This window comes from Streptomyces capparidis, from assembly GCF_054782095.1.
Genome location: NZ_BAAGTD010000030.1, coordinates 59,518 through 81,456, shown reverse-complemented (window position 1 = coordinate 81,456; position 21,939 = coordinate 59,518). Strand labels below are relative to the sequence as shown.

Genomic DNA, 21,939 nt, shown 5'->3' with positions numbered 1-21,939 from the left:
TCTCTCCAAACAATTAACATTGCAAGGCTGGCATCTGGCTGCACCTTCATTACACTCGTTGATGTCGCCGCACGGCGGCCGGCGCCGGCCATCCCGGCCGCCGTTTTCGATGCCTGAGGAAACAGGGCCACTCCCACAAGGACTGTGATCGTCGTGAAGGTCGGCATACCCCGCGAGGTCAAGAACAACGAGTTCCGTGTCGCCATCACCCCCGCCGGCGTGCACGAGCTCGTCCGCCACGGGCACCAGGTGTTCGTCGAGCACGGCGCCGGTGCCGGCTCCTCCATCCCGGACGAGGAGTACACCGCGGCGGGGGCGGTGATCCTCCCCACCGCCGACGAGGTGTGGGCCACCGCCGACCTGCTGCTGAAGGTCAAGGAGCCGGTCGCCGAGGAGTACCACCGGCTGCGCAAGGACCAGACCCTGTTCACCTACCTGCACCTGGCCGCCTCCAAGGAGTGCACCGACGCGCTGCTGGACTCCGGCACCACTGCCATCGCCTACGAGACGGTGCAACTGCCGGGCGGGGCGCTGCCGCTGCTCGCGCCCATGTCCGAGGTGGCCGGGCGGCTCGCCCCGCAGGTGGGCGCCTACCACCTGATGGCGTCCGCGGGCGGCCGCGGCGTGCTGCCGGGCGGCGTCCCCGGGGTGGTCCCGGGCCGCGCCGTGGTCATCGGCGGCGGCGTCTCCGGCTGGAACGCGGCCCAGATCGCCGTCGGCATGGGCTTCCACGTCACGCTGCTCGACAAGGACCTGGGCAAGCTGCGCGAGGCCGACCGGATCTTCGGCACCAGGATCAAGACGATCACCTCCAACGCCTTCGAGCTGGAGAAGGCGGTGCTGGAGGCCGACCTGGTCATCGGCGCGGTGCTGATCCCCGGCGCGCGGGCGCCCAAGCTGGTGACCAACGACCTGGTGGCGCGGATGAAGCCGGGCGCGGTGCTGGTGGACATCGCCATCGACCAGGGCGGCTGCTTCGAGGACTCCCGTCCCACCACGCACGCCGAGCCGACCTTCCGGGTGCACGACACGGTGTTCTACTGCGTGGCCAACATGCCGGGCGCGGTGCCCAACACCTCCACCTACGCGCTGACCAACGCCACCCTGCCCTACATCGTGGCGCTGGCGGACCACGGCTGGCGCGAGGCGTGCCGCCGCGACCCCGCCCTGGCCAAGGGCCTCAACACGCATGAGGGCGCGCTGCTGTACGGCCCGGTGGGCGAGGCGCACGGCATCGCCGCCGCCGACCCGGCCACCGTCCTGGGCTGAGGTCCCGCGGCGGTCCTTCCCACCGTCAGCGACCTTGTGGACAAGGCGACTTGGCGGACCCCGGCAGCGCGTGGCGCCGCCTCCCGGCACTCCCGGTGAGGCGGCGCCACGCCGTCGCGGGGGTGAATGCGGCGCGCCGGTGCGCACCGCGTGTGAGAGGGCTCGCGGCGGTCTCACGGGGCGCCAAGTTGCGTGAAACGTTCCCTCTTTGGCGTTTCGCGCGTCTGTGAATCAACGCGGTTGAGCCCCGTACGCTCTTGACAGAAGCCTGTTCGGTTACCGACACATCGTGCCTTGTCCGCCGGATTGTGTTGCTGCGAACGCCCGACACGCCATAGAGTCGCCAACCGTCGGCATGGTGTCTCGCTGACCAATCTAGAAGTTTCCTGGTCACCAAGGAGGTAAGACGACTTGTGAATGAGTCGACATTTGCTCCCGAGGGTGGTCAACCAGGACTGCACGCCGTCGGTTCCGTCGCGATCCGGACATTCACCGCCCAGCAGAGCGTGGAACGTGTGAGCGCCGTCCCCGCCGACGCCCACCCCGGCGGCGAACACCCCGACCCCTTCGTCGACTACGACAGCGACCTCCAGGAAGGGCTGTACGACCCCGACGCGGAGTACGAGCCCGATCCGGAGTACGCGGCCACGCTCGCGCCCGACGCGGCCCGCCAGCGCCGCGAGCGGGTCGGCCCGACGGGCCGTCCCCTGCCGTATTTCCCGATCCCGGGCCCGGTCACCGACCACGGCCCGGCGACGATCATCGCGATGTGCAACCAGAAGGGCGGGGTCGGCAAGACCACCTCCACCATCAACCTGGGTGCCGCGCTCGCCGAGTACGGCCGCCGGGTGCTGCTGGTCGACTTCGACCCGCAGGGCGCCCTCTCCGTCGGCCTCGGGGTCAACCCGATGGAGCTCGACGTCACCGTCTACAACCTGCTGATGGAGCGCGGCCTGGCCGCCGACGAGGTGCTGCTGAAGACGGCGGTGCCGGGGATGGACCTGCTCCCCAGCAACATCGACCTGTCGGCGGCCGAGGTCCAGTTGGTCAGCGAGGTGGCCCGCGAGTCCTCCCTCCAGCGCGCCCTGAAGCCGCTGATCCAGGACTACGACTACGTCGTCATCGACTGCCAGCCGTCCCTGGGCCTGCTCACCGTCAACGCGCTCACCGCGGCGCACAAGGTGATCGTGCCGCTGGAGTGCGAGTTCTTCGCGCTGCGCGGTGTGGCGCTGCTCACCGAGACCATCGAGAAGGTCCGCGAGCGCCTCAACCCGGACCTGGAGCTGGACGGCATCCTGGCCACGATGTACGACTCGCGCACCGTGCACAGCCGCGAGGTGCTGGCCCGCGTCGTGGAGGCGTTCGACGACCACGTGTTCCACACCGTCATCGGCCGCACCGTGCGCTTCCCCGAGACCACGGTCGCGGGCGAGCCCATCACCACGTACGCCTCCAACTCCGTGGGCGCCGCCGCCTATCGCCAACTCGCCAGGGAGGTGCTCGCCCGGTGCCACGCCGAGTGAGTCTCCCGGGGGCCGACGAACTGTTCCGTACCACCGGGGGAATGGCGTTGCAGCCCACGCAGCGCCAGCACAACGGCGAAGCCGGCCAGGCGGCGGGCGAGCGGCTGCGCTCCGTGCCCGAGTCTGCGGACGACAAGGGCGCGGGCCCGGGCGAGCAGGGCACGGCCGAGCACTCCGGGCGCGGCGCCGCGCAGGAGCCGGCCCCCGCGGCGTCCGCCGCCGCGCCGCGCAGGCGCCGCGGCGCGGCCCGCCGCCCCAGCGGGCGGGAGCGGCACGACGAGAAGATCACGGTGTACGTCTCGGCCGAGGAGCTGATGGACCTGGAGCACGCGCGGCTGGTGCTGCGCGGCGAGCACGGCCTCGCGGTGGACCGGGGCCGGATCGTGCGCGAGGCCGTCGCCGTGGTGCTGGCCGACCTGGAGTCGCGCGGCGAGGCCAGCATCCTCGTCCGCCGGCTGCGCGGCCGCTGAGCCCCATGTCCGAGCACCACCCGCCCCGCCGCCGCCTGGCCTTCGGCCCGGGCGCGACCCCGCCGCGGGAGGCGGCCCCGCCGACGCCCGAGCCGCCCGAGCCGCCCGCCGCCCCGGACGCGCCCGCGGACCCCGCCGGACCCGCTGCCGACGCGCCCGACGCCCTCCCCGGCGCCCGGGACGAGCCCAGGCCCCGCCGCCCGCTCGCGGCACCGCCCAGGCCCCGGCCGCCCGGCGCCGCCGACCCGCCGCCCGCCGACCCGCTGCCCGCCGAGGGGCCGCCCGCGCCCGCCCCGCCCCGGCACGGCGGCCCGGACAGCGGCGGCCCGGATACCGGCGGCCCGGATACCGGCGGCCGGGACGACGCGGTGCCCCGCCAGCGGCTCGCCGCGCCCCCCGGCGACGCCCACCCGCGGGCCGCCGCCCCGCCGGCCGCCGCCCCCGTCCTGCCGGCGCAGGCCGGCACCGGCACGCTGCTCGCGGACCCGCCCGCCACCGCCGGGGACGCCCCCGCCGCGGGAAGCCCCGCCCCGCGGGAGAGCCCGGCGGAGGACGGCGCCGCACCGGACGGCACGCGGTTCCAGGTGCGGCTCGACAACTTCGAGGGCCCGTTCGACCTGCTGCTCCAGTTGATCGGCAGGCACAAGCTGGACGTCACCGAGGTGGCGCTGTCCCGGGTCACCGACGAGTTCATCGCCCACATCAGGGCCATGGGCCCCGACTGGGACCTGGACCAGGCCACCGAGTTCCTCGTCGTCGCCGCCACCCTGCTCGACCTGAAGGCGGCCCGGCTGCTGCCCGCGGCCGAGGTGGAGGACGAGGAGGACCTGGCCCTCCTGGAGGCCCGCGACCTGCTGTTCGCGCGCCTGCTCCAGTACCGCGCCTACAAGAAGGTCGCCGGGATCCTCGCCGACCGCTGGGCCGCCGAGCTGCTGCGCCACCCCCGCACCGTCGGCCTGGAGCCCCACCACGCCGACCTGCTGCCCGAGGTGGTCCTCACCATCGGGCCCGAGGGCCTGGCCCGGCTGGCCGCGAAGGCGATGGTGCCCAAGCCGAAGCCCGAGGTGTACGTCGAGCACATCCACGCCCCGCTGGTCAGCGTCCGCGAGCAGGCCGAGGTGGTCGTGGCGAAGCTGCGGCGACTGGGCTCGGCGACCTTCCGCACCCTCACCGACGACGCCCCCGACACCCTCACCGTCGTGGCCCGCTTCCTGGCCCTGCTCGAGCTGTACCGTGAGCGGGCCGTCGCCCTGGAGCAGGAGCTCGCCCTCGGCGAGCTGCTGGTGAGCTGGACCGGCGACGGCGGCTCCCCGCCGGTGGTGACCGACGAGTTCGACAGGGAGCCGTCCCCCGGCGACGGCGCCGGCGACGGCGAGGACAAGCCCCGTACACGAAGGACGCGCGAGCGACGATGACGACGGTAGCCGAGCTCGAGTTGAGGCCCGCGCTCGAGGCGGTGCTCATGGTGGTGGACGAGCCCGTCACCGAGGAGCACCTGGCGAGGATCCTGGAGCGCCCGCGCCGCGAGGTCGCCGCCGCCCTGCGCGAGCTGTGCGAGGAGTACGCGGTGCAGGGCCGCGGCTTCGAGCTGCGGCTGGTCGCCGGCGGCTGGCGGTTCTACACCCGGCCCGCGTACTCCCTGGCCGTGGAGCGGTTCGTGCTGGACGGCCAGCAGGCCAGGCTCACCCAGGCCGCCCTGGAGACCCTCGCCGTGGTCGCGTACCGCCAGCCGGTCAGCCGCTCCCGGGTCTCGGCGATCCGCGGCGTGAACTGCGACGGCGTGATGCGGACCCTGCTCCAGCGGGGGCTGGTGGAGGAGAGTGGGACGGAACCCGAGACAGGTGCGATCCTGTACAGGACGACCAACTACTTCCTGGAGCGGATGGGCCTGCGCGGCCTGGACGAGCTGCCCGAGCTCGCCCCGTTCCTCCCCGAGGCGGACGCAGTGGAGGCCGAGTCCCAGGAGGGCTCGGCGGTGACCGCGGCGCTCGCCGGCATCGCCGACCTCGACGGGGCAGACCCCGAAGGGGCGGGCGACGACGGGACACCCGGCCGGGACGGCCGGCAGGCGGACGGCTCCGGGGAGGGGGTGGCGTCCGAGACAGGCGAACACCGGCACTCGACGACGGACATTTGATGCGAAGCAGTGGCAGCGGCAGGAACAGCGGCGGCAAGGGGAATCCCCGGGGCGGCGCGGGCAGGCAGCAGGGCGCCGGAGGCGCCAAGGGAGGGGCAGGCGCCAACGGAGGGGCGGGCGCCAGGGGAGGGGCGGGCTCCCGAGGCGGAGGTGCCGCCGGCGCCCGGGGCGCGGGCGGCGGCGCGAAGAAGCGCACCGGCGCCCCCCGCCCGGAGGAGCGCACCTACGGCGCGCCCGGCGGCGGCAGGAGCGGCCGCGGCGGGCAGGCGCCCCGGCAGGGCAGGCCCGGCCCCGCGCGCTCGCGCGACTACGAGGCGCGGCTGGAGGAGACGGCCCGCGCCCGCCAGGCCAAGGGCGACTCCGCCCCCCGCCCGCCGAAGACCTTCGACGAGCCGGAGGGCGTGCGCCTCCAGAAGGTGCTGGCGCAGGCGGGCCTGGGCAGCCGCCGCGCCTGCGAGGAGCTGATCGACGCGGGCCGGGTCGAGGTCAACGGCAAGCGGGTGCGCGAGCAGGGCCTGCGCGTGGACCCCGACCGGGACGAGATCAAGGTGGACGGCCTGACCGTCGAGACCCAGGGGCACCTGTTCTTCGCGCTGAACAAGCCCGAGGGCGTGGTCTCCACCATGGAGGACCCCGACGGCCGCCAGTGCCTGGGCGACTACGTCACCAACCGGGAGACCAGGCTGTTCCACGTGGGCCGGCTGGACACCGAGACCGAGGGCATCATCCTGCTCACCAACCACGGCGAGCTGGCGCACCGCCTCACCCACCCCCGGTACGGCGTCACCAAGACCTACCTGGCCGCGATCACCGGCCCGATCCCGCGGGACCTGGGCAAGCGGCTGAAGGAGGGCATCGAGCTGGAGGACGGCTTCGCCCGCGCCGACAGCTTCCGGGTGGTGCAGAACACCGGGAAGAACTACCTGGTGGAGGTGGCGCTGCACGAGGGCCGCAAGCACATCGTGCGCCGGATGCTGGCCGAGGCGGGCTTCCCCGTGGACCGGCTGGTGCGCACCCGGTTCGGCCCGATCGCCCTCGGCGACCAGAAGCCGGGCTGGCTGCGCCGGCTCACCAACACCGAGGTGGGCATGCTGCTGCGCGAGGTGGGCCTGTAACCGGGGCGCGTCCGGTCACGGCCGTCCGGTCACGGCCGTCCGGTCACAGCCGGTCCTGGTCCGCGGGGATGTGCACCGCCTCCTCCTCGGCGGACAGGCCGGACTGGGGGTCGCGGTGCGAGAACATGTCCTGGTTGCGCGCCCGCGGCGAGTCCGGGTCGTCGCTGAGCAGGCCCGTCTCCTCGTCGGCGACCTCGTCGCTGGCGTCCTCCTCCGTCAGGTCCGGCTCCTCCTCGCGCAGCCGCTCGTCCAGGGACTCGGGGTGCTGCTGCTCGAAGGGGGTCGTCCCCCAGCGGTTCGCCGCCGTCGGCTCGTCGCCGGGCACCGGCATCTGCTGGGGGTCGCTGGCCCGGTACTGCTCGGGGGAGCCGTCCTGGAGGTCGGGGATGCCCTCTTCCTCGGGGTTCCTGCCTGGGTCGTGGCCTGCCATGGCGAGCCTCCCACCGGTCGCTGGTCTGGTTCCCTGCACCGGCACGCGTACCCGTCGGGGCTCGGCTCACACCGCGGTCAGCTCCACAGGGCCAGGCGGACGGCGCGGCCCTCGTCGTCCCGCACCAGCTCCATCATCCCGACGACCGCGTCGCGGTTGATCGGGCCGTGGACGTGCGGGAACAGCGTCCCCGGAGCGCAGCCGGGCGGCGGCTCGGGCACCGCCTCCTCCCACCGCACCTCGGGGTCGAGGGTGTCCTCGTCCACGAGCAGCACCATCAGCGGGCCCGGCGTCTGCCGGTAGAAGGCGTCGGCGATGGCGAGGAGGGTGGCCTCGTCCGGGGAGCAGTGGACGAAGCCGTCGGTGGCCAGCGAGGCGGGGGCGTACGGCCGGTCGGGGTCGCGCAGCCAGTCGTCCAGGGGCAGCAAGTGATACAGCATGAGGGCCAGTGTCCACCGTGGCCCGGCGGCGCCCGGCGGCGGGTCCGCGCGGACGCCGGACCGTCTCGTCCCGTGGGCGCCGGTCCGCGCCCGCGCCCGCACTGGCTAGGCTGGACGGGCACGACGCGAGTGAAGACCAGAAGGAGCGTGGCCCAGTGGCGGTACGGGCAGTCCGCGGAGCCGTCCAGCTCGGGACGGACGACGCCGAGCACATGCACGAGCAGGTGTCCGAGCTGCTCACCGCCATGATCGAGCGCAACGGCCTGTCGGTGGACGACCTGATCAGTGTGATCTTCACCGCCACCCCCGACCTGCACAGCGACTTCCCCGCGGTGGGCGCGCGGAAGATAGGGATCACCGATGTGCCCCTGATCTGCGCCCAGGAGATCGACGTGCCGGGGGCGATGCCCAGAGTGGTGCGCATCCTGGCCCATGTGGAGACGTCGCTGGCCAAGGGCGACATCGCGCACGTCTATCTGGGCGCCGCCGCCGAGCTGCGGCGGGACATCGCCCAGTAGCGACCGCGACGACCCCACCAGGGACGGACTCGACCCCATGCGCACCGCCGCCGTCATCGGCACCGGACTGATCGGCACCTCCGCCGCACTCGCCCTGTCGGCGCGCGGTGTCACCGTCCACCTGCTCGACCACGACCCGGACAACGCCCGCACCGCCGCCGCGCTCGGCGCGGGCACCGACGAGGAGCCGGCGGGCCGCGTGGACCTGGCGATCGTCGCCGTCCCGCCGGCGCGCACCGCCCGGGTCCTCGCCGACGCCCAGGCCCGCGACCTGGCCCGGCACTACCTGGACGTGGCCAGCGTCAAGGGCGGGCCGCGCCGCGAGCTGGAGGAGCTGGGCTGCGACCTGGGCCGCTACCTGGGCACCCACCCCATGGCGGGCAAGGAGCGCTCCGGGCCGCTGGCCGCCACCGCCGACCTGTTCGAGGGCCGCCCCTGGGTCCTCACCCCGACCCCGGCGACCGGCACCGAGACGCTCAACATGGCGCTGGAGCTGGTGGCGCTGTGCCGGGCGGTGCCCGTGGTGATGGACGCCGACGCCCACGACCGGGCCGTCGCGCTGGTCTCGCACACCCCGCAACTGCTGGCCAGCATGGTCGCGGCCCGGCTGGAGCACGCCGACGACGCCGCGGTGCGGCTCGCCGGGCAGGGGATCAGGGACGTGACCCGTATCGCCGCGTCCGAGCCCGGGATGTGGCTGGACATCCTCGCCGCCAACCCGGGGCCGGTCGCGGACGTGCTGGCCGCGGTCGCCGCCGACCTGGACGAGGCCGTGGGCGCCCTGCGGTCCCTCCAGTCGGCGGACGAGGACAAGCGGCGCGGCGGCGCCGCGGCCGTGGAGCGGCTGCTGCGCCGGGGCAACGCGGGCCAGGCCCGCATCCCCGGCAAGCACGGCACCGCGCCCGCCGCCTATGAGACCGTGGCCGTGCTCATCGGGGACCAGCCGGGCGAGCTGGCCCGGGTGTTCGCCGACGCGGGCCGCGCCGGGGTCAACATCGAGGACGTGCGGATCGAGCACTCCACCGGCCAGCAGCAGGGCCTGGTGCAGCTCATGGTCGCCCCGGCCGCGGCACCCGCCCTGGCGGGCGCGCTGCGGGAGCGGGGCTGGCAGGTGCGGGCCTGAGGAGGCCCCGGGGCCGCGGGCCGGACCGCCCCGGGCAACCGCCCCTTCGGTTGCCAGTAACCTTGGACGTCGAGATCGCGCGCCATTCACCCGTACGGGTGATGGTCATCGGGTCGGCCCCATGGGACACACAAGGAAGGTCACGCACGTGGAAACTGCCGGTCGGCCGCGGGACGCGGTCGTCGTCGCCATCGACGGACCGTCGGGGACGGGCAAGTCCAGCACCTCCAGGGCCGTCGCGGTCAGGCTCGGCCTGCGCTACCTGGACACGGGCGCCATGTACCGGGCGATGACCTGGTGGATGCTGAGCAACGGGATCGACCCCGCGGACGCCGCGGCCGTCGCGACCGCCGCGGGCAAGCCCGTGGTGGTCTCCGGCACCGACCCGCAGGCCCCCACCATCACGGTGGACGGCGTGGACGCGTCCGGGCCGATCCGCACCCAGGAGGTCACCGCGGCGGTCAGCGCGGTCAGCGCGGTGCCCGAGGTGCGCGCCCGCCTGGTGGAGCTCCAGCGCGCCGTGGCGGCCGCGGCCGACGGCGGCATCGTCGTGGAGGGCCGGGACATCGGCACCACCGTGCTCCCGGACGCCACCGTCAAGATCTTCCTGACCGCCTCCCCCGAGGCGCGGGCCGCCCGCCGCAGCGGGGAGCTCAAGGGCGAGCAGGCCGTCGGTGTCGAGGCCACCCGCGAGGCCCTGGTCCGCAGGGACGCCGCCGACTCCAGCCGCAAGACCTCGCCGCTGGCCAAGGCCGACGACGCGATCGAGATCGACACCACCGAGCTCACCCTGGAGCAGGTCGTGGAGTCGGTGGTCACGCTGGTCGAGCGGGCGCGCGGGGAGCGGGAGCAGGCCGCCGGGTGAGCGGAAAGCACGTGGACGACGCCGTCCCCGGCACCGTCGGGGTGGCGATCGGGCGGCGGATGGCGATCGGGGTGATGTACGGCCTGTGGCGGCCGCGCGTGCTCGGCGCGTGGCGGGTGCCCGCGTCCGGCCCGGTGATATTCGCCGCCAACCACTCGGCGGGCATAGACGGCCCGCTGCTGTTCGGCACCACGCCGCGCCCGGTGCACTTCCTGGTCAAGCAGGAGGCGTTCGTCGGGCCGCTGGACCCGTTCCTGCGCGGCGTCGGTCAGGTCCCGGTGGACCGCAAGGGCGCGGACCGGGCGGCCGTCACCGCGGCGCTCGGCGTGCTCGACCGCGGCGGGGCGCTCGGCATCTTCCCCGAGGGCACCCGGGGCGACGGCGACTTCACGTCGCTGCGCGCGGGCCTGGCGTACTTCGCGGTGCGCTCGGGCGCGCCCGTGGTGCCGGTGGCCTGCTTCGGCACCGGTGAGCGGGGCCGCCTCGTGGGCTCCCTGCCGCCGGTGGGCGCCAGGGTGGACGTCGTCTACGGGGACCCGTTCGACGCGCGGGACGGCGAGGGGCCGCGCACCCGCAAGGCCCTGGACGCGGCCACCGAGCGCATCCAGGCGCGGCTCACCGCCCACCTGGAGCAGGCGAGGGCCGCCCTGGGGCGCGGTTAGCCTTCTTCACGTCCGCGCGCGGCGCGGGCGACCGGACTTTTGAGGAAAGACGGACTTCATGGACAACGATCACAACTCCGGCTCCGGCGAGCACGGCGAGCTGGGCCAGGACGAGTACGCGGAGTTCATGGAGATCGCCGCGGAGGAGGGCTTCGACCTCGAGGAGGTCGAGTCGGACCTCGACGCGGCGGGCCACGGCCCGCTGCCGGTGGTCGCCGTCGTCGGCCGCCCCAACGTCGGCAAGTCCACCCTGGTCAACCGGATCATCGGCCGCCGCGAGGCGGTGGTCGAGGACCGGCCCGGCGTCACCCGGGACCGGGTGACCTACGAGGCCACGTGGAGCGGGCGCCGGTTCAAGCTGGTGGACACCGGCGGCTGGGAGCGCGACGTGCTGGGCATCCACGCGTCCGTGGCCGCGCAGGCGGAGTTCGCCATCGACACCGCCGACGCCGTGGTCTTCGTGGTCGACGCCAATGTGGGCGCCACGGACACCGACGAGGCCGTGGTGAAGCTGCTGCGCCGCGCGGGCAAGCCCGTGGTGCTGTGCGCCAACAAGGTGGACGGCCCGTCGAGGGAGGCCGACGCCCACGCGCTGTGGAACCTGGGCCTGGGCGAGCCGTACCCCGTCTCCGCCCTGCACGGGCGCGGCACCGGCGACATGCTGGACGCCGTCCTCCGGTCGCTGCCCGAGGCGCCTGCGCAGTCCTTCGGGACGCCCGTGGGCGGGCCGCGGCGGGTGGCGCTGCTCGGGCGGCCCAACGTCGGCAAGTCCAGCATGCTCAACAAGATCGCCGGCGAGGAGCGGGTGGTGGTCGACCCGCTGGCCGGGACCACCCGCGACCCGGTGGACGAGCTGGTCGAGCTCGGCGGCAAGACGTGGAAGTTCGTGGACACCGCGGGCATCAGGCGCCGCGTCCACCACACCGAGGGCGCCGACTTCTACGCGTCGCTGCGCACCGCGGCGGCGCTGGAGAAGGCGGAGGTCGCGGTGGTGCTGATCGACGCCAGCGAGACCCTGGCCGAGCAGGACACCCGCATCGTGTCCATGGCCGTGGAGGCCGGGCGGGCGGTGGTGATCGCCTACAACAAGTGGGACCTGCTGGACGAGGACCGCCGCTACTACCTGGAGCGGGAGATCGAGCGCGACCTGGTGCAGGTGCAGTGGGCGCCCCGGGTCAACGTCTCGGCGCGCACCGGGCGGCACATGGAGAAGCTCGTCCCGGCCATCGAGACCGCGCTGGCCGGGTGGGAGACCCGGGTGCCCACCGGGAGGCTGAACTCCTTCCTCGGTGAGCTGGTCGCCGCGCACCCGCACCCGATCCGGGGCGGCAAGCAGCCCCGCATCCTGTTCGGCACCCAGGCCGGGACCAGGCCGCCGCGGTTCGTGCTCTTCGCCTCCGGGTTCCTGGAGGCGGGCTACCGCAGGTTCGTGGAGCGGCGGCTGCGCGAGGAGTTCGGCTTCACCGGCACGCCCATCCAGATCTCGGTGCGGGTGCGGGAGAAGCGCGGCGGCCGCAAGGGCGGCAGGAAGAAGTAGCCCGGCGGGCGGTCACGCGGGCCCGGCGGGCGTCACGCGCCGTGCGGGCGGCCCGCGTGGCCGCCGTCGTGCGTCCCCGGCGGCAGCGCGGGCTGCCCGCCCCGGCGCTGGTCCTCGCCCCAGGACGGGTGCGGCTGCGGCTGGGGCGGCCCGAAGCCGGTGAACCGCAGCTCCTCCTCGCCGGACCTGTCGCCGGGCAGGGCGCGGAACAGCCTGCGGTACTCGGAGTAGAGCGCGTCGTAGATCGGCGTGCTCGATCTGCGCTCCTGGACCTCCTGCGGCGGGCGCATCGCCGGAATCGCGGCCGGATAGGGGGAGCGGGAGGGGATATCGAAGGTGTGCACGTATCCGCCAACGAGCGGGGCGGGTCGTCGGATACGGGCGTATGAGCCGGAATATCCGTTCTCCGGGTGTTGGTCCCTCTGCTGGGACAATGGGCCGCGAATGGCTTATTAAGCTGAATGTCGTGGTTGTGATGAATGGGTTTTCCGGGCTCCCGTAAGTCCCGGGGTGCCGGGAAGTGCCGGGCGGTGGGCTGGGGCGGTCGTGCCGGAGAGGCTTCCGCGCCCTTCCGCGCCCCGCGCACGCGTGCGCCCGTGTCCGGAGCGGGCTCGGGGCGCTCCGGACACGGGCGGGGGAGGGGCCGGGCGGCGCCGGGGTCAGGTGCCCGTGAGGGGCATGACCGCGCCGAGCAGGACGCCCTGCTCGGCGGCGCGTTCCATCGCCTCGCGCAGCAGGTCCTCGCGGGGCTGGCGGCCGATCGCGCCGACGGGGGCGGCGTAGACCAGGACCCGGTTGGTGCGGTTGGCCGTCTCGCGCCACGTCTCGGAGACCTGGAGCGGCTGGTGGGCCTGCCACCAGGTGGTCTGGCCCGCGCCCCGCGGATCGGGCTGGAGCACCGCGTGCAGCTTGCCCATGGCCAGCAGCACCGACCAGGCGGGCAGCTCCGTCGGCGCCCGCTCCACGTCGTGCACGGGGGTGAAACCGTGCTCGATCAGCAGCGGCAGGAACTCGTCGGCGCCCCCGGTGCTGCCCGGCCTGACCACCGGCCCGGACGGCTCCACCACCAGCGCGGGGCGGCTGGTGCCCTCGCACAGCACCAGGCCGCAGGTGATGTTGAGCACGCCGGGCCGCGGCGGCGCCGCGGCCCCGGGCGGCGGGGAGACCACGGGGATGGACACGGGCGCGGGGGGCGGCCCGGCGGGGGCGGGCACCCCGGCGGGGACGGCGGCGGCCTGCTCGGCCTCCCGCCCGGCGATGCTCCGGACGGCGCCCCGCAACTGCTCCTCGGTGACCTGCACCACCTGCGAGGCCACGCACGCGGCGTGGGCGAAGGCCAGCACGGCCGTCTCCTCGCCGACGAACAACACGGTGCTGGTGCGCTCGCGGGCGGCGTCCCCCGGACTGCGGCAGGACGTGCAGTCGTAGGTGTCCGGAGCGCCGTCGCCGGCGAGCAGGCGGTCGGCCTCCTCGTCGCCGATCTCGGCGCGCACCTCGTCGCTGACATCGAGCATGGACGGCACGGACGGCTCCTGGTTTCTCCGGCGCCGGGCCTCTCCCGGCTTTGTCACAGACAACGGGCCGCCGGGGGCGTGGTCACGGGGCGCGACCCCGGCGCGCCCGCCTTCCGCCGTTCGGGCGGTGGTTCCGGCGCGCCTTGCAGGAAAAGCTCATAAATATCTGTAACACCCGCATAAATTGACGAAATGCGACAACTCATTTTGTGTAACAAAAGGACTGTCGTCTCCTTGGCGGGTGCAGCTTTGGCAACCGTTCTGCTCTTGCCGCAGAACACCGCGCGCGCGGAATCACGGCCCGGTGTGTGGGACCGGATCGCGCAGTGCGAGAGCAACGGCAGATGGAACAGCAACACCGGCAACAACTACTACGGCGGACTTCAGTTCCGGCACCCCACCTGGGTCGCCTTCGGCGGGCTGCGCCACGCCCCGCGCGCGGACCTGGCCAGCCGCGAGCAGCAGATCGCGGTGGCCGAGCGGGTGCTGCGGGTGCAGGGCTGGGGCGCCTGGCCCACCTGCGGGCGCCGGGCGCTGGCCGGGGCGCCGGCGGAGGCGGGCCGGTCCCGGGCCGGGACGGCCGAGCCGCGGCAGGCCGCCGCGAGCGGACAGGGGACGCAGCGGCGGACCCCGCGCCGGGAGGGGGCGCGGGTGGGCAGGCCGTCCCCCGAGACCGCGCGCGGCGGCGCCCGGCACGGCACGGCCCGCGGGGACGAGGCCCGCCCCCGGCAGCGGGAGCGCACGCGCCCGGCCGCCTCCCGCCCGGCCGCCTCGCGCACCGCGCCGTCCCGCCCCGCCTCCTCGCCCACGGCCGCCTCCCGCGGGACCTTCTCCCGCGCGGCGTCCCCGCACGGTGAGTCCCGCCCGCGGCAGCCGCCCCCGCGGGCGGCCCGTGACGGCCGCCGGGCCGCGGTGGACGGCGCCCTGCACATCACCCGCGTCGCCGGCGGCCCGCCGGTCCGGCCCGCGCCGGGGCGCTCCTGCGGCCTGGTGACGCCGCTGCGCACCGCGCCGCCCCGCTGCGCGGCGCCCCGCGAGCGGCGGGCCGCGGATTCCGGCGGGTCGGGCGAGACCCTCGTCGCCGTTGCCGCGCAGGCCGGGGTGCTCGGCGGGCGCAGGCTGCGGCGCAGGGCGCAGCACGGGTCCCGCGCCGCCCGCCCGGGCCGGTGGCCCGCCGCCCGGTGAGGCCCGTGGCCCCCGCACGCCCGGCACGCGGGCGTCGTGCCCTGCGCGCCGCCGCGGTCCCGCCCGCGCTGCTGCTCGCGCTGTGCGGGTGTGGCGACGGAGCGGGGCGCGCCGCCTCGCCCGGGCGGAGCGCACCGGGCGCCGCGCCCTCGGACACCGGGACCGCGCGGGAGGAGGTGACCCGCGACTGGGAGCGGTTCTTCGACCCGGCCACGCCGCTGGAGGAGAAGGCGGCGCTGCTGGAGGACGGGGAGCGGCTCCAGTCGCTCGTCCAGGCGTTCGGCCGGGACCCGCGGGCGAGGCAGGTGCGGGCGCGGGTCCGCTCGGTGCGGTTCGCCTCGTCCACGCAGGCGGAGGTGCGGTACGCGCTGCGCCTGGAGGGCCGGACCGTGCTGCGGGACGCCCCGGGCATGGCGGTGCTCAGGGACGGCGTGTGGAAGGTGTCGTTCCGCACCGTGTGCGAGCTGGTGCGCCTGGACGGCGGCCCGCCGGAGGACCCCGCCTGCTGAGCGGCGCCGCGGTGCTCCCGCGGCCCGTGTCGCCCACCCGGGTACGGATGCCGCGCCCCGGGGCTGACCGGGCCCCTACGGGGTATCCGCATACGCGGTTGCCTGGCTCCGGTTACCGATTCCTTAACGTTTGAGGAACAGATTCATCAGATTGTCCGCAGTGCGCGCAACCTTTGCCGTGGATTCTCCGTCTGATGATCCGCAAGGCGGACGTGTGGGCCGCGCGGAGCAGGAACGGGGCAGGATGAAGATCTCACTCCTGATACACAACATCTATGGGATCGGGGGGACGATACGCACCACGATCAACCTGGCGAACAGCCTGGCGGACCGTGGCCATGACGTGGAGATCGCCACGGTCTTCCGGCACAAGGACAGACCGGCCTTCGACGTGGACCCCCGGGTGCGCCTCACCCCGCTGGTGGACCTGCGCGTGGAGAAGGACGACCCGCTGCACCAGCGCCCCGCCAAGGTCTTCCCCACCTCCGACCACCGCCACCACCAGTACAGCGAGCTCAGCGACCAGCGCATCGGCGCGTACCTGCGGGACACCGACGCCGACATCGTGGTGGCCACCCGCCCGGGCCTCAACGCCCACCTGGCGCTTCAGGGCTCGCGCCGCACCGTGCTGGTCGGCCAGGAGCACCTCACCCTGGACACCCACCCGGCGCAGCTCAAGCTCGACATCCGCCGGCTCTACCCCAGGCTGAACGCCCTCACCACGGTGACCGAGGCCGACGCCGCCGCCTACCGGCGCAAGCTGCGGCTGCCCGGGGTCCGCATCGACGCGCTGCCCAACAGCGTGCCCGAGCCGGGGATCCCCCCGGCGGACGGCAGCAGCAAGGTCGTCATCGCGGCCGGCCGGCTGACCAAGGTCAAGCGGTACGACCTGCTGATCAGGGCGTTCGAGAAGGTCGTGGCCGAGTGCCCGGACTGGACGCTGCGCATCTACGGCGCGGGCAAGGAGTCCGACCGGCTGCGCAAGGTCATCGAGGACCGCGCCCTGTACAACAACGTGTTCCTCATGGGCCCGGCCTCGCCGATCGAGGCCGAGTGGGCCAAGGGCTCCATCGGCGCCGTCACCTCCAGCTTCGAGGGCTTCGGCATGACGATCGTGGAGGCCATGCGCTGCGGCCTGCCCGTGGTGAGCACCCGGTGCCCGCTCGGGCCGCCCGAGATCATCAAGGACGGCGTGGACGGCAGGCTCGTCAAGCCGGGCAGCGCCGACGCCGTGGCCAAGGCGCTGCTGGAGCTGATCCGCGACGAGGACCTGCGCCGCAGGATGGGCAGCGCCGCCCGGGTGAACGCCGCCAGGTACGACCCGCTGCCCGTGGCGGAGAAGGCCGAGCGGCTGTTCACCGAGCTGCTGGAGCAGCACCGGGGCGGCCGGGTGCTGCGGCACCGGATCGGCGCCGCGCTGCTCGCCGGCGCCTACGCGGCGAAGGACAGGGTGGCGGCGCGGCGGCAGGCCGCGGGCCGGCGGGCCGGGGCGGCCGCCGGGGCCCTGACGGGGAAGAAGGCGACGACATGACGACACAGCACGAGCGGACGGCGGGGGCCGTGGGGCGGGAGACGACGGCGGTGAAGGTCGTGGAGGGCCCGCGGGCGGAGTGCACCGCGACGGCGGACGGCGGCCTGGTCTTCGACCTGGAGCCGGGGGACGCCGCCGACCCGAGGCTCCTGCTGAAGCTGCGGGACAAGGGCGACGGGGCGGAGGAGCGGCTGGTGGAACTGCCGCTCACCGCCGTCGAGGGCGGCCACCTGCGGCGTGCGGTGCTCCCGGCCGACGGCGAGGCGCTCGCCGAGGGCCGCTGGGACGCCTTCGTCCTGGACCGCCCCGGGGACGCCGTCCGGCGACGGGTGCGCTCCGGCCTCAACGACCTGCGCACGCTCCTCGGCCACCGGCCACCGCAGGGGCGGCCGGTCGCCGTGCGCGTCCCGTACCGGACCAAGGAGGGCAACCTCACGGTCCGCGCCTGGCTGCGGCAGGAGCACGCCGAGGCGGGCGCCCTCCAGGTGCGCGAGGCCGCGGTGACGGTGCGGGCCGAGCTGTTCAACGCCGTGCCGGGACCGGGCGGGGCGGCCGTGGCGCGCTGCCGCGAGCAGCGGGGCCTGACGGTGGAGAGCCCGGTGACCGCGCTGGCGGGCGGCGGGGTGTCGTTCTCCGTGGACTACGGGAGCCTGCTGGACGCGAGGCCGGGCGCCCCCTGCGCGTGGGACCTGTTCGTCCGCCCCGCCGAGGGCGCCGCCCTGGTCCGGGTGGCCCGGCTGCTCGACGACGTCGCGGACCGCAAGCAGGTCTTCCGCTACCCCGCCCGCACCGTGGAGGGCGCCACCGTGCGCCCCTACTACACGATCAGCAACGAGCTGTCGCTCGAGGTCACCGTCTGACCTCGGGCGTACCCGTCCGCCGCCCCCGTCCGCCGCCCGCGGACGGGGGCGTCACCGGTTGGGCTGGGCGGAGCTGATGTCGGCGAGCGTGGACGACGGGTCCTCCACACCGGCCAGGTCGCCGATGGTGATGATGCCCACCGGCCGGCCGTCCTCGTCCACCACGGGCAGCCGCCGGATCGCGAACTCCCGCATCATCCGGGCCGCCGACTCCGCGTCGTCCTCGGGCGAGACCGTCTCCGCCGGGCTGCTGCACACCGACTCCGCGGTGGCCAGGTGCGGGTCCGCGCCCTCGGCCACCGCGCGCACCACGATGTCCCGGTCGGTGACCACGCCCAGCACGTCGTCGCCCCTGGCCACCACCACGTCCCCGATGTCGTGGTCGCGCATCAGCCGCGCCACCTCGGTCAGGGACGCCTGCGGCCTGACCGCCGTCACACCGGCCGTCATCAGGTCGCGCACCATGTGAGCCATCGTCGATAACCTCCTGCCTGGCCCCCTGCCTGGCACCGTTCCGCGGTACCCGCGACACGCGCGGCCCATGCCGCGGGGCCCCTTGCCGGAGGCGTTTTCCCCGCGACACCCCGGGTACTCCGGGCGCATGACCGATCAGGTGGCCGAACCGGCGCGCGTGGTGCGCATCGAGGAGATGGTCAAGGAACTGCTCGGAGAGGCCCGGGCGCGCCCGCCGGACACGGCGGGCCGGGCCTGGCTGCGCGCCAGCCTGCGCAGGGCCGTCGGCGAGCTCGAGGACGCGCTGGCCCCCGAACTCGTCGCCGAGCTGCGGCGGCTGGCCGAGCCGTTCGCCGACCCCGAGGCGCCGAGCGACTCCGAGCTGCTGCTGGCCCAGGCCCAACTGGTCGGCTGGCTCGACGGTCTGTGGGCGGGCATCCGCACCGCCATGACGCTGAAGAAGGCCGCGGCTCCGCGGCCCTCCCTGGGCACGGGGCCCGACGGGGGAAGCTACCTGTAGCGGCCGCCCGGAGGCCACGCGCCGCCGCGTCCGCCCGCTCCGGGGGCGGACGCGGCGGCGCGTGCTCACCGCCCTTCGCCCAGGTGGTCCACGACGCTCTGCAACCGGTCGAACCGCGTCCCGCCCGGGAGGGTCTCCAGCAGCTCCACCCAGCGGTCCGGGGCGTGCCGCTCGCGCAGCGCCCGCACCAACTGCTCCCGGTCGGCGGGGAAGTCGGCGCGCCGGAACAGCCGGGCCAGCTCGACGCGGACGTCCGCCACGGCCTGGAAGAGCTCGGGGTCGTCGTCGGCGGGCGGCTCCGGGTCGTTCCACTCCTCCACGTGCGTGGAGTGGTTGGACCGCAGCATCCCCTGGAGCTGGTGCTTCATCTCCTCGTCCCGCGCCGGGCCGAGGCGGTCACTGCCTCGCTCCATGACCATGGTCCTCCTCCTGCCTGCCGGTCACCGGCTCTCGTCGCTCCAGCGGAGCACCGCGCCCACACCGCCCGCGGGCGCGACCGTGCCCTCCGGCAGCACCAGCACCCGGGCGTCCGTGGCCGCCGCCGCGCGCAGCAGCGCGTCGTCCGCGCGCGCGGCCCGCGGCGCCTCGACGCCCATCGCCTCGATCTCCTTGCGCCGCACCGCGACGTGGTCGGGCAGCGGGCCGATCCACACCTCGCGCCCGCCCTGGAGGGCGTCCGGCCGGACCAGCAGCGTGTCGATCTGGTGGCGCCGCGCCGCGTCCAGCACCGCGGGCACCCCCTCGGCCGCGGGGCCGGGGCCGCTGCCCTCGTGCCGGTCGCCGCCGGGCCGGCGGCGACCCGACTGGAAGCGGTCGAGCGCGGCCTCCAGCCGGGCCCGCTGCCACCGGTCGTGCGCCCGCGCCAGGTCCTCCTCGCGCGGCTCGGGCCCGGTCTCCAGGGCGATGTCGGCCAGCCGCGCGGGCAGCCGCTCGTGCACGTACCTGCGCTCGCGGGTGCCGCCGGCCAGCACGATCAGGTCGACGTCCGTCTGCCCGCACAGCCGTTCCAGTTGCTCGGCGACCAGGCCCGCGTTGTGCTCCCAGCGGTCCTCGATCTTGTAGTCGGAGTGCTTCGAGGACCAGTCGGCGCGTTTGGCCCGGTGCAGCAGGTGCTCCTCGCCGCGGACCTCGCCCTTGTCCTCCCGCTCCAGCAGCCGCCACAGCTCGAACCGGGCGCCCTTGCGGTCCAGGTGCGCGACCAGCAGGGCGGGCTCGTCCCCGGCGAGGGTGACCAGCGGCGCCAGGTGCGGCAGCGCGGACCAGCAGGCGTCCACCCCGGCCGGCGGGTGCGCCAGCGGCTGGTCGACGACGACCTCGCCGTCCGCGGCGAACAGCGCCCTGCCGGGCGGCGCACCGGAGGCCGGCATGCGGGCCAGCGCGTCCAGCAGCACCTGGACCGTGCGCGGATCGGCGCCCTGCTCCTTGAGCCGGTCGGCCACCGCACGCGTCCGCAACCGGGACAACTGCCGCGCGTCCTCCGTCTCGCGGGAGGTGTCCACGTAAACCGAGGCCCACGGTCCCGGCCGGTCGAAGAGGGGCTTCAGTGACGAGAGTTCCATGAGCGTCCTCGACTGCGTAGGGGGCATGGTCACCGCTGGGGTGACACCCGGTGCCCGGGTCCGCGTACCCACAGGAAGCGGGGCGAATGCCGGCGCAGCACCAGGAATGCGGCGCGACGCGCTGGGTACCCGAGGACGGCATGGACGAAACGAGGAGCGCGCCGGGACCCGCGGCCCCCGCCCGCCTGCGGGAACGGCTCCGGTCGAGGCTGCGCAGGGAGCGGGCGGCGTACACGGGCGGCACCGAGCGGCCGCTCGGCGGCTACCTGGCCTCGATGACCGGCTACGGCGCCTACGCGGCGGCGCTGTCCGCGCTCGGCCGGTGCACCGGGCGGCGGGCGCCGGACCGGGTCGAACCCTGGGACCTGGCCCTGGTCACCGTCGCCACGTTCCACCTCAGCCGGCTGCTCGCCAAGGGGCCGGTGACCAGCCCGCTGCGGGCGCCGTTCACCCGCTACCAGGGGGTGCGGGCACCGGCGGAGCTGGCGGAGGAGGTGCGCGGCACGGGGCCGCGCAAGGCGCTGGGGGAGCTGGTCACGTGCCCGTTCTGCCTGGGCACCTGGGTGGCGACCACGCTGGTGGCGGGCCTGGCGCTGTGCCCGAGGGCGACCCGGCTCGCCGCGGCGTCGCTGACCGCGATGGCGGGCTCGGACGCGCTCCAGTTCGGCTACGCGTCCCTGGCCGGGGCGAACGACCCGCCGGAGGACCACGAGGACGGCGGCGACCGGCCGGGCGCGGCGCCGGAGCGGAGGGAAGACGCCTGAGGAGGGACGGGTGACGACCACACCGAACAGCACCCCGGGAGGGGCGACGAAGGAGGAGGCCATGTCCGCGGACGGGATCGACCCGGCGGAACTCGACGACAGCGTGCTCATCCGGGAGCTGGAGACCATCCACCGCACCCGCCACGAGACGCTGCTGCACGGCACCGTGCAGGCGCTGAACGCGCACAGCGAGCGGATGGCGGCACTGGAGCGCGAGTACCTGCGCAGGCACCCGGCGCGCATGGTCTCGGCCGACCGCACCCGTGAGGGCGCTCGGGCGCGGGCGGGGCAGCCGCTGGACTGAGGGTGGCGGCCGCCGCGTCCCGGACGCGGCGGCCCGACGGGCGACGGAGCGCGAACGGCGGACCGCGAGCCGCGAGCGGACGGCGAGGGTGCGACGGCGGGCACGGCAGGGCGGCGGCCCCGCGTGCCGCGGCGGCCGTGCGGGGCCCGGGGCGAGTACCGCCCCGGGCCCCGTCTCAGTGCTGCCCGTGCGGATGTCGTCGGCGGTGGGTCAGGACCGCCAGGTCGGCCAGGGCGGCCGCGGTCAGGGCGGCGCACAGGGCGGCCAGGACGGCGTACCGGGTGAACCGGCCCGGCGGGGCGTCGCCGGCGGCCAGGGAGAACCCCGCCGCGCCCACCGCGAACAGGGGGGCGTACACGGCGCTGAGCAGCATCCGCAGGCCCACGGCGCTGCGCGCGTTGACGGGCTCGGTGCCGGACCGGGAGCGCCGGGGCGCGGCGTGGCGGGGCGGGCGGCGGCCTTCGGCCCGGCGGGGCCCGGTGGGGGAGGAGGGCTCCCCGGGGTCGCCCGGGAGGCCGGGGCGGATCGGGTAGGGGCTGCGCCCGGTGGCGGCGGAGCCCCGGCGGAACGGGCGCCAGTGTGCGTTCATGGCTCCTCCTGCCTCCAGTCTGCGCCCGCGCGCGCCCTTCCGGAGCATGTCTTTCCGGGAAG

Annotated in this window: 26 protein-coding genes; 18 read left to right on the top strand and 8 right to left on the bottom strand. The window is 75.1% G+C overall.

Translation table 11 applies throughout. The annotated features are described in order from the left end of the window. Positions 1-144: 144 nt before the first annotated feature. The 6 genes from ald (at position 145) to ACYVO2_RS23505 (ending at position 6,514) form a co-directional block, all read left to right on the top strand. Positions 145-1,269 (top strand): alanine dehydrogenase, encoded by a 1,125-nt coding sequence (gene ald / locus ACYVO2_RS23530; protein WP_461009930.1) that lies wholly within the window; start codon positions 145-147, stop codon positions 1,267-1,269. A 599-nt stretch (positions 1,270-1,868) separates the two neighbouring features. Then, positions 1,869-2,792 (top strand): ParA family protein, encoded by a 924-nt coding sequence (locus tag ACYVO2_RS23525; protein ID WP_461009954.1) that lies wholly within the window; start codon positions 1,869-1,871, stop codon positions 2,790-2,792. Beyond that, a complete protein-coding gene (locus tag ACYVO2_RS23520; protein ID WP_461009929.1) occupies positions 2,777-3,262 on the top strand; it encodes a hypothetical protein in 486 nt (161 codons plus the stop codon). The genes ACYVO2_RS23525 and ACYVO2_RS23520 overlap by 16 nt, the downstream gene beginning before the upstream one ends. 5 nt (positions 3,263-3,267) lie before the next feature. Then, positions 3,268-4,677, top strand: a complete 1,410-nt coding sequence (locus ACYVO2_RS23515) for a segregation and condensation protein A (protein ID WP_461009928.1) — start codon at positions 3,268-3,270, stop codon at positions 4,675-4,677. Further along, positions 4,674-5,399, top strand: coding sequence for an SMC-Scp complex subunit ScpB (scpB, locus tag ACYVO2_RS23510; protein ID WP_461009927.1), 726 nt, complete (start codon positions 4,674-4,676; stop codon positions 5,397-5,399). Before ACYVO2_RS23515 ends, scpB begins: the two co-directional genes overlap by 4 nt. Further along, the gene (locus ACYVO2_RS23505) at positions 5,399-6,514 is read left to right on the top strand and encodes a pseudouridine synthase (RefSeq protein WP_461009926.1); all 1,116 of its coding nucleotides are present in this window, start codon (positions 5,399-5,401) and stop codon (positions 6,512-6,514) included. The genes scpB and ACYVO2_RS23505 overlap by 1 nt, the downstream gene beginning before the upstream one ends. A gap of 43 nt (positions 6,515-6,557) precedes the next feature. Here the strand turns inward: ACYVO2_RS23505 and ACYVO2_RS23500 are convergent, their stop codons facing one another. Both ACYVO2_RS23500 and ACYVO2_RS23495 read right to left on the bottom strand, forming a co-directional pair. Next, a complete protein-coding gene (locus tag ACYVO2_RS23500) occupies positions 6,558-6,944 on the bottom strand; it encodes a DUF5709 domain-containing protein (protein WP_461009925.1) in 387 nt (128 codons plus the stop codon). 77 nt (positions 6,945-7,021) lie between these two features. Beyond that, positions 7,022-7,384 (bottom strand): DUF952 domain-containing protein, encoded by a 363-nt coding sequence (locus tag ACYVO2_RS23495; RefSeq protein ID WP_461009924.1) that lies wholly within the window; start codon positions 7,382-7,384, stop codon positions 7,022-7,024. Between the two features lie 155 nt (positions 7,385-7,539). Here ACYVO2_RS23495 and aroH point away from each other — a divergent pair, with 155 nt between their 5' ends. The 5 genes from aroH to der all read left to right on the top strand — a co-directional run bounded on the left by aroH (position 7,540) and on the right by der (position 12,089). After that, the gene (gene aroH / locus ACYVO2_RS23490) at positions 7,540-7,902 is read left to right on the top strand and encodes a chorismate mutase (protein ID WP_461009923.1); all 363 of its coding nucleotides are present in this window, start codon (positions 7,540-7,542) and stop codon (positions 7,900-7,902) included. Between the two features lie 37 nt (positions 7,903-7,939). Further along, positions 7,940-9,025 carry a prephenate dehydrogenase gene (locus ACYVO2_RS23485; protein WP_461009922.1) on the top strand — a complete coding sequence of 362 codons (1,086 nt, stop codon included), beginning with the start codon at positions 7,940-7,942 and terminating at the stop codon, positions 9,023-9,025. Between the two features lie 121 nt (positions 9,026-9,146). Further along, complete coding sequence (gene cmk / locus ACYVO2_RS23480) at positions 9,147-9,890, top strand: (d)CMP kinase (protein ID WP_461009921.1); 744 nt, start codon at positions 9,147-9,149, stop codon at positions 9,888-9,890. 59 nt (positions 9,891-9,949) lie between these two features. Then, entirely contained in the window at positions 9,950-10,552 is a 603-nt protein-coding gene (locus tag ACYVO2_RS23475; RefSeq protein ID WP_461009953.1) for a lysophospholipid acyltransferase family protein, read from the top strand. A gap of 58 nt (positions 10,553-10,610) precedes the next feature. Continuing rightward, positions 10,611-12,089, top strand: a complete 1,479-nt coding sequence (der, locus tag ACYVO2_RS23470) for a ribosome biogenesis GTPase Der (protein WP_461009920.1) — start codon at positions 10,611-10,613, stop codon at positions 12,087-12,089. Positions 12,090-12,121: 32 nt separating this feature from the next. On the opposite strand, the gene ACYVO2_RS23465 is transcribed toward der, so the two are convergent. Both ACYVO2_RS23465 and ACYVO2_RS23460 read right to left on the bottom strand, forming a co-directional pair. Next, positions 12,122-12,433 carry a hypothetical protein gene (locus ACYVO2_RS23465; protein WP_461009919.1) on the bottom strand — a complete coding sequence of 104 codons (312 nt, stop codon included), beginning with the start codon at positions 12,431-12,433 and terminating at the stop codon, positions 12,122-12,124. Between the two features lie 315 nt (positions 12,434-12,748). Beyond that, positions 12,749-13,603, bottom strand: a complete 855-nt coding sequence (locus ACYVO2_RS23460) for a hypothetical protein (protein WP_461009952.1) — start codon at positions 13,601-13,603, stop codon at positions 12,749-12,751. A gap of 267 nt (positions 13,604-13,870) precedes the next feature. Between ACYVO2_RS23460 and ACYVO2_RS23455 the strand changes: the two genes are divergently transcribed. The 4 genes from ACYVO2_RS23455 to ACYVO2_RS23440 all read left to right on the top strand — a co-directional run bounded on the left by ACYVO2_RS23455 (position 13,871) and on the right by ACYVO2_RS23440 (position 17,688). Then, positions 13,871-14,788 carry a transglycosylase family protein gene (locus ACYVO2_RS23455; RefSeq protein WP_461009918.1) on the top strand — a complete coding sequence of 306 codons (918 nt, stop codon included), beginning with the start codon at positions 13,871-13,873 and terminating at the stop codon, positions 14,786-14,788. 176 nt (positions 14,789-14,964) lie between these two features. Beyond that, positions 14,965-15,297 (top strand): hypothetical protein, encoded by a 333-nt coding sequence (locus ACYVO2_RS23450; RefSeq protein ID WP_461009917.1) that lies wholly within the window; start codon positions 14,965-14,967, stop codon positions 15,295-15,297. A gap of 244 nt (positions 15,298-15,541) precedes the next feature. Then, entirely contained in the window at positions 15,542-16,828 is a 1,287-nt protein-coding gene (locus tag ACYVO2_RS23445; protein ID WP_461009916.1) for a glycosyltransferase family 4 protein, read from the top strand. Then, entirely contained in the window at positions 16,825-17,688 is an 864-nt protein-coding gene (locus ACYVO2_RS23440) for a hypothetical protein (RefSeq protein WP_461009915.1), read from the top strand. Before ACYVO2_RS23445 ends, ACYVO2_RS23440 begins: the two co-directional genes overlap by 4 nt. Before the next feature lie 51 nt (positions 17,689-17,739). Here the strand turns inward: ACYVO2_RS23440 and ACYVO2_RS23435 are convergent, their stop codons facing one another. Continuing rightward, a complete protein-coding gene (locus tag ACYVO2_RS23435) occupies positions 17,740-18,162 on the bottom strand; it encodes a CBS domain-containing protein (protein WP_461009914.1) in 423 nt (140 codons plus the stop codon). 127 nt (positions 18,163-18,289) lie between these two features. Between ACYVO2_RS23435 and ACYVO2_RS23430 the strand changes: the two genes are divergently transcribed. Beyond that, positions 18,290-18,661: a proteasome activator gene (locus ACYVO2_RS23430; RefSeq protein WP_461009913.1), complete on the top strand. Its 372-nt coding sequence runs from the start codon at positions 18,290-18,292 to the stop codon at positions 18,659-18,661. A 65-nt stretch (positions 18,662-18,726) separates the two neighbouring features. On the opposite strand, the gene ACYVO2_RS23425 is transcribed toward ACYVO2_RS23430, so the two are convergent. Both ACYVO2_RS23425 and ACYVO2_RS23420 read right to left on the bottom strand, forming a co-directional pair. Next, the gene (locus ACYVO2_RS23425) at positions 18,727-19,074 is read right to left on the bottom strand and encodes a DUF2795 domain-containing protein (protein WP_461009912.1); all 348 of its coding nucleotides are present in this window, start codon (positions 19,072-19,074) and stop codon (positions 18,727-18,729) included. Between the two features lie 27 nt (positions 19,075-19,101). After that, positions 19,102-20,220, bottom strand: a complete 1,119-nt coding sequence (locus ACYVO2_RS23420) for a baeRF2 domain-containing protein (RefSeq protein WP_461009911.1) — start codon at positions 20,218-20,220, stop codon at positions 19,102-19,104. 140 nt (positions 20,221-20,360) lie between these two features. On the opposite strand from ACYVO2_RS23420, the gene ACYVO2_RS23415 reads away from it, so the two are divergent. Together ACYVO2_RS23415 and ACYVO2_RS23410 are read left to right on the top strand one after the other, a co-directional pair. Continuing rightward, complete coding sequence (locus ACYVO2_RS23415) at positions 20,361-20,984, top strand: DUF1360 domain-containing protein (protein ID WP_461009910.1); 624 nt, start codon at positions 20,361-20,363, stop codon at positions 20,982-20,984. A 61-nt stretch (positions 20,985-21,045) separates the two neighbouring features. Then, complete coding sequence (locus tag ACYVO2_RS23410) at positions 21,046-21,288, top strand: DUF6158 family protein (protein ID WP_461009951.1); 243 nt, start codon at positions 21,046-21,048, stop codon at positions 21,286-21,288. Between the two features lie 175 nt (positions 21,289-21,463). On the opposite strand, the gene ACYVO2_RS23405 is transcribed toward ACYVO2_RS23410, so the two are convergent. After that, entirely contained in the window at positions 21,464-21,877 is a 414-nt protein-coding gene (locus tag ACYVO2_RS23405) for a DUF6343 family protein (RefSeq protein ID WP_461009909.1), read from the bottom strand. Between the last annotated feature and the right edge of the window lie 62 nt (positions 21,878-21,939).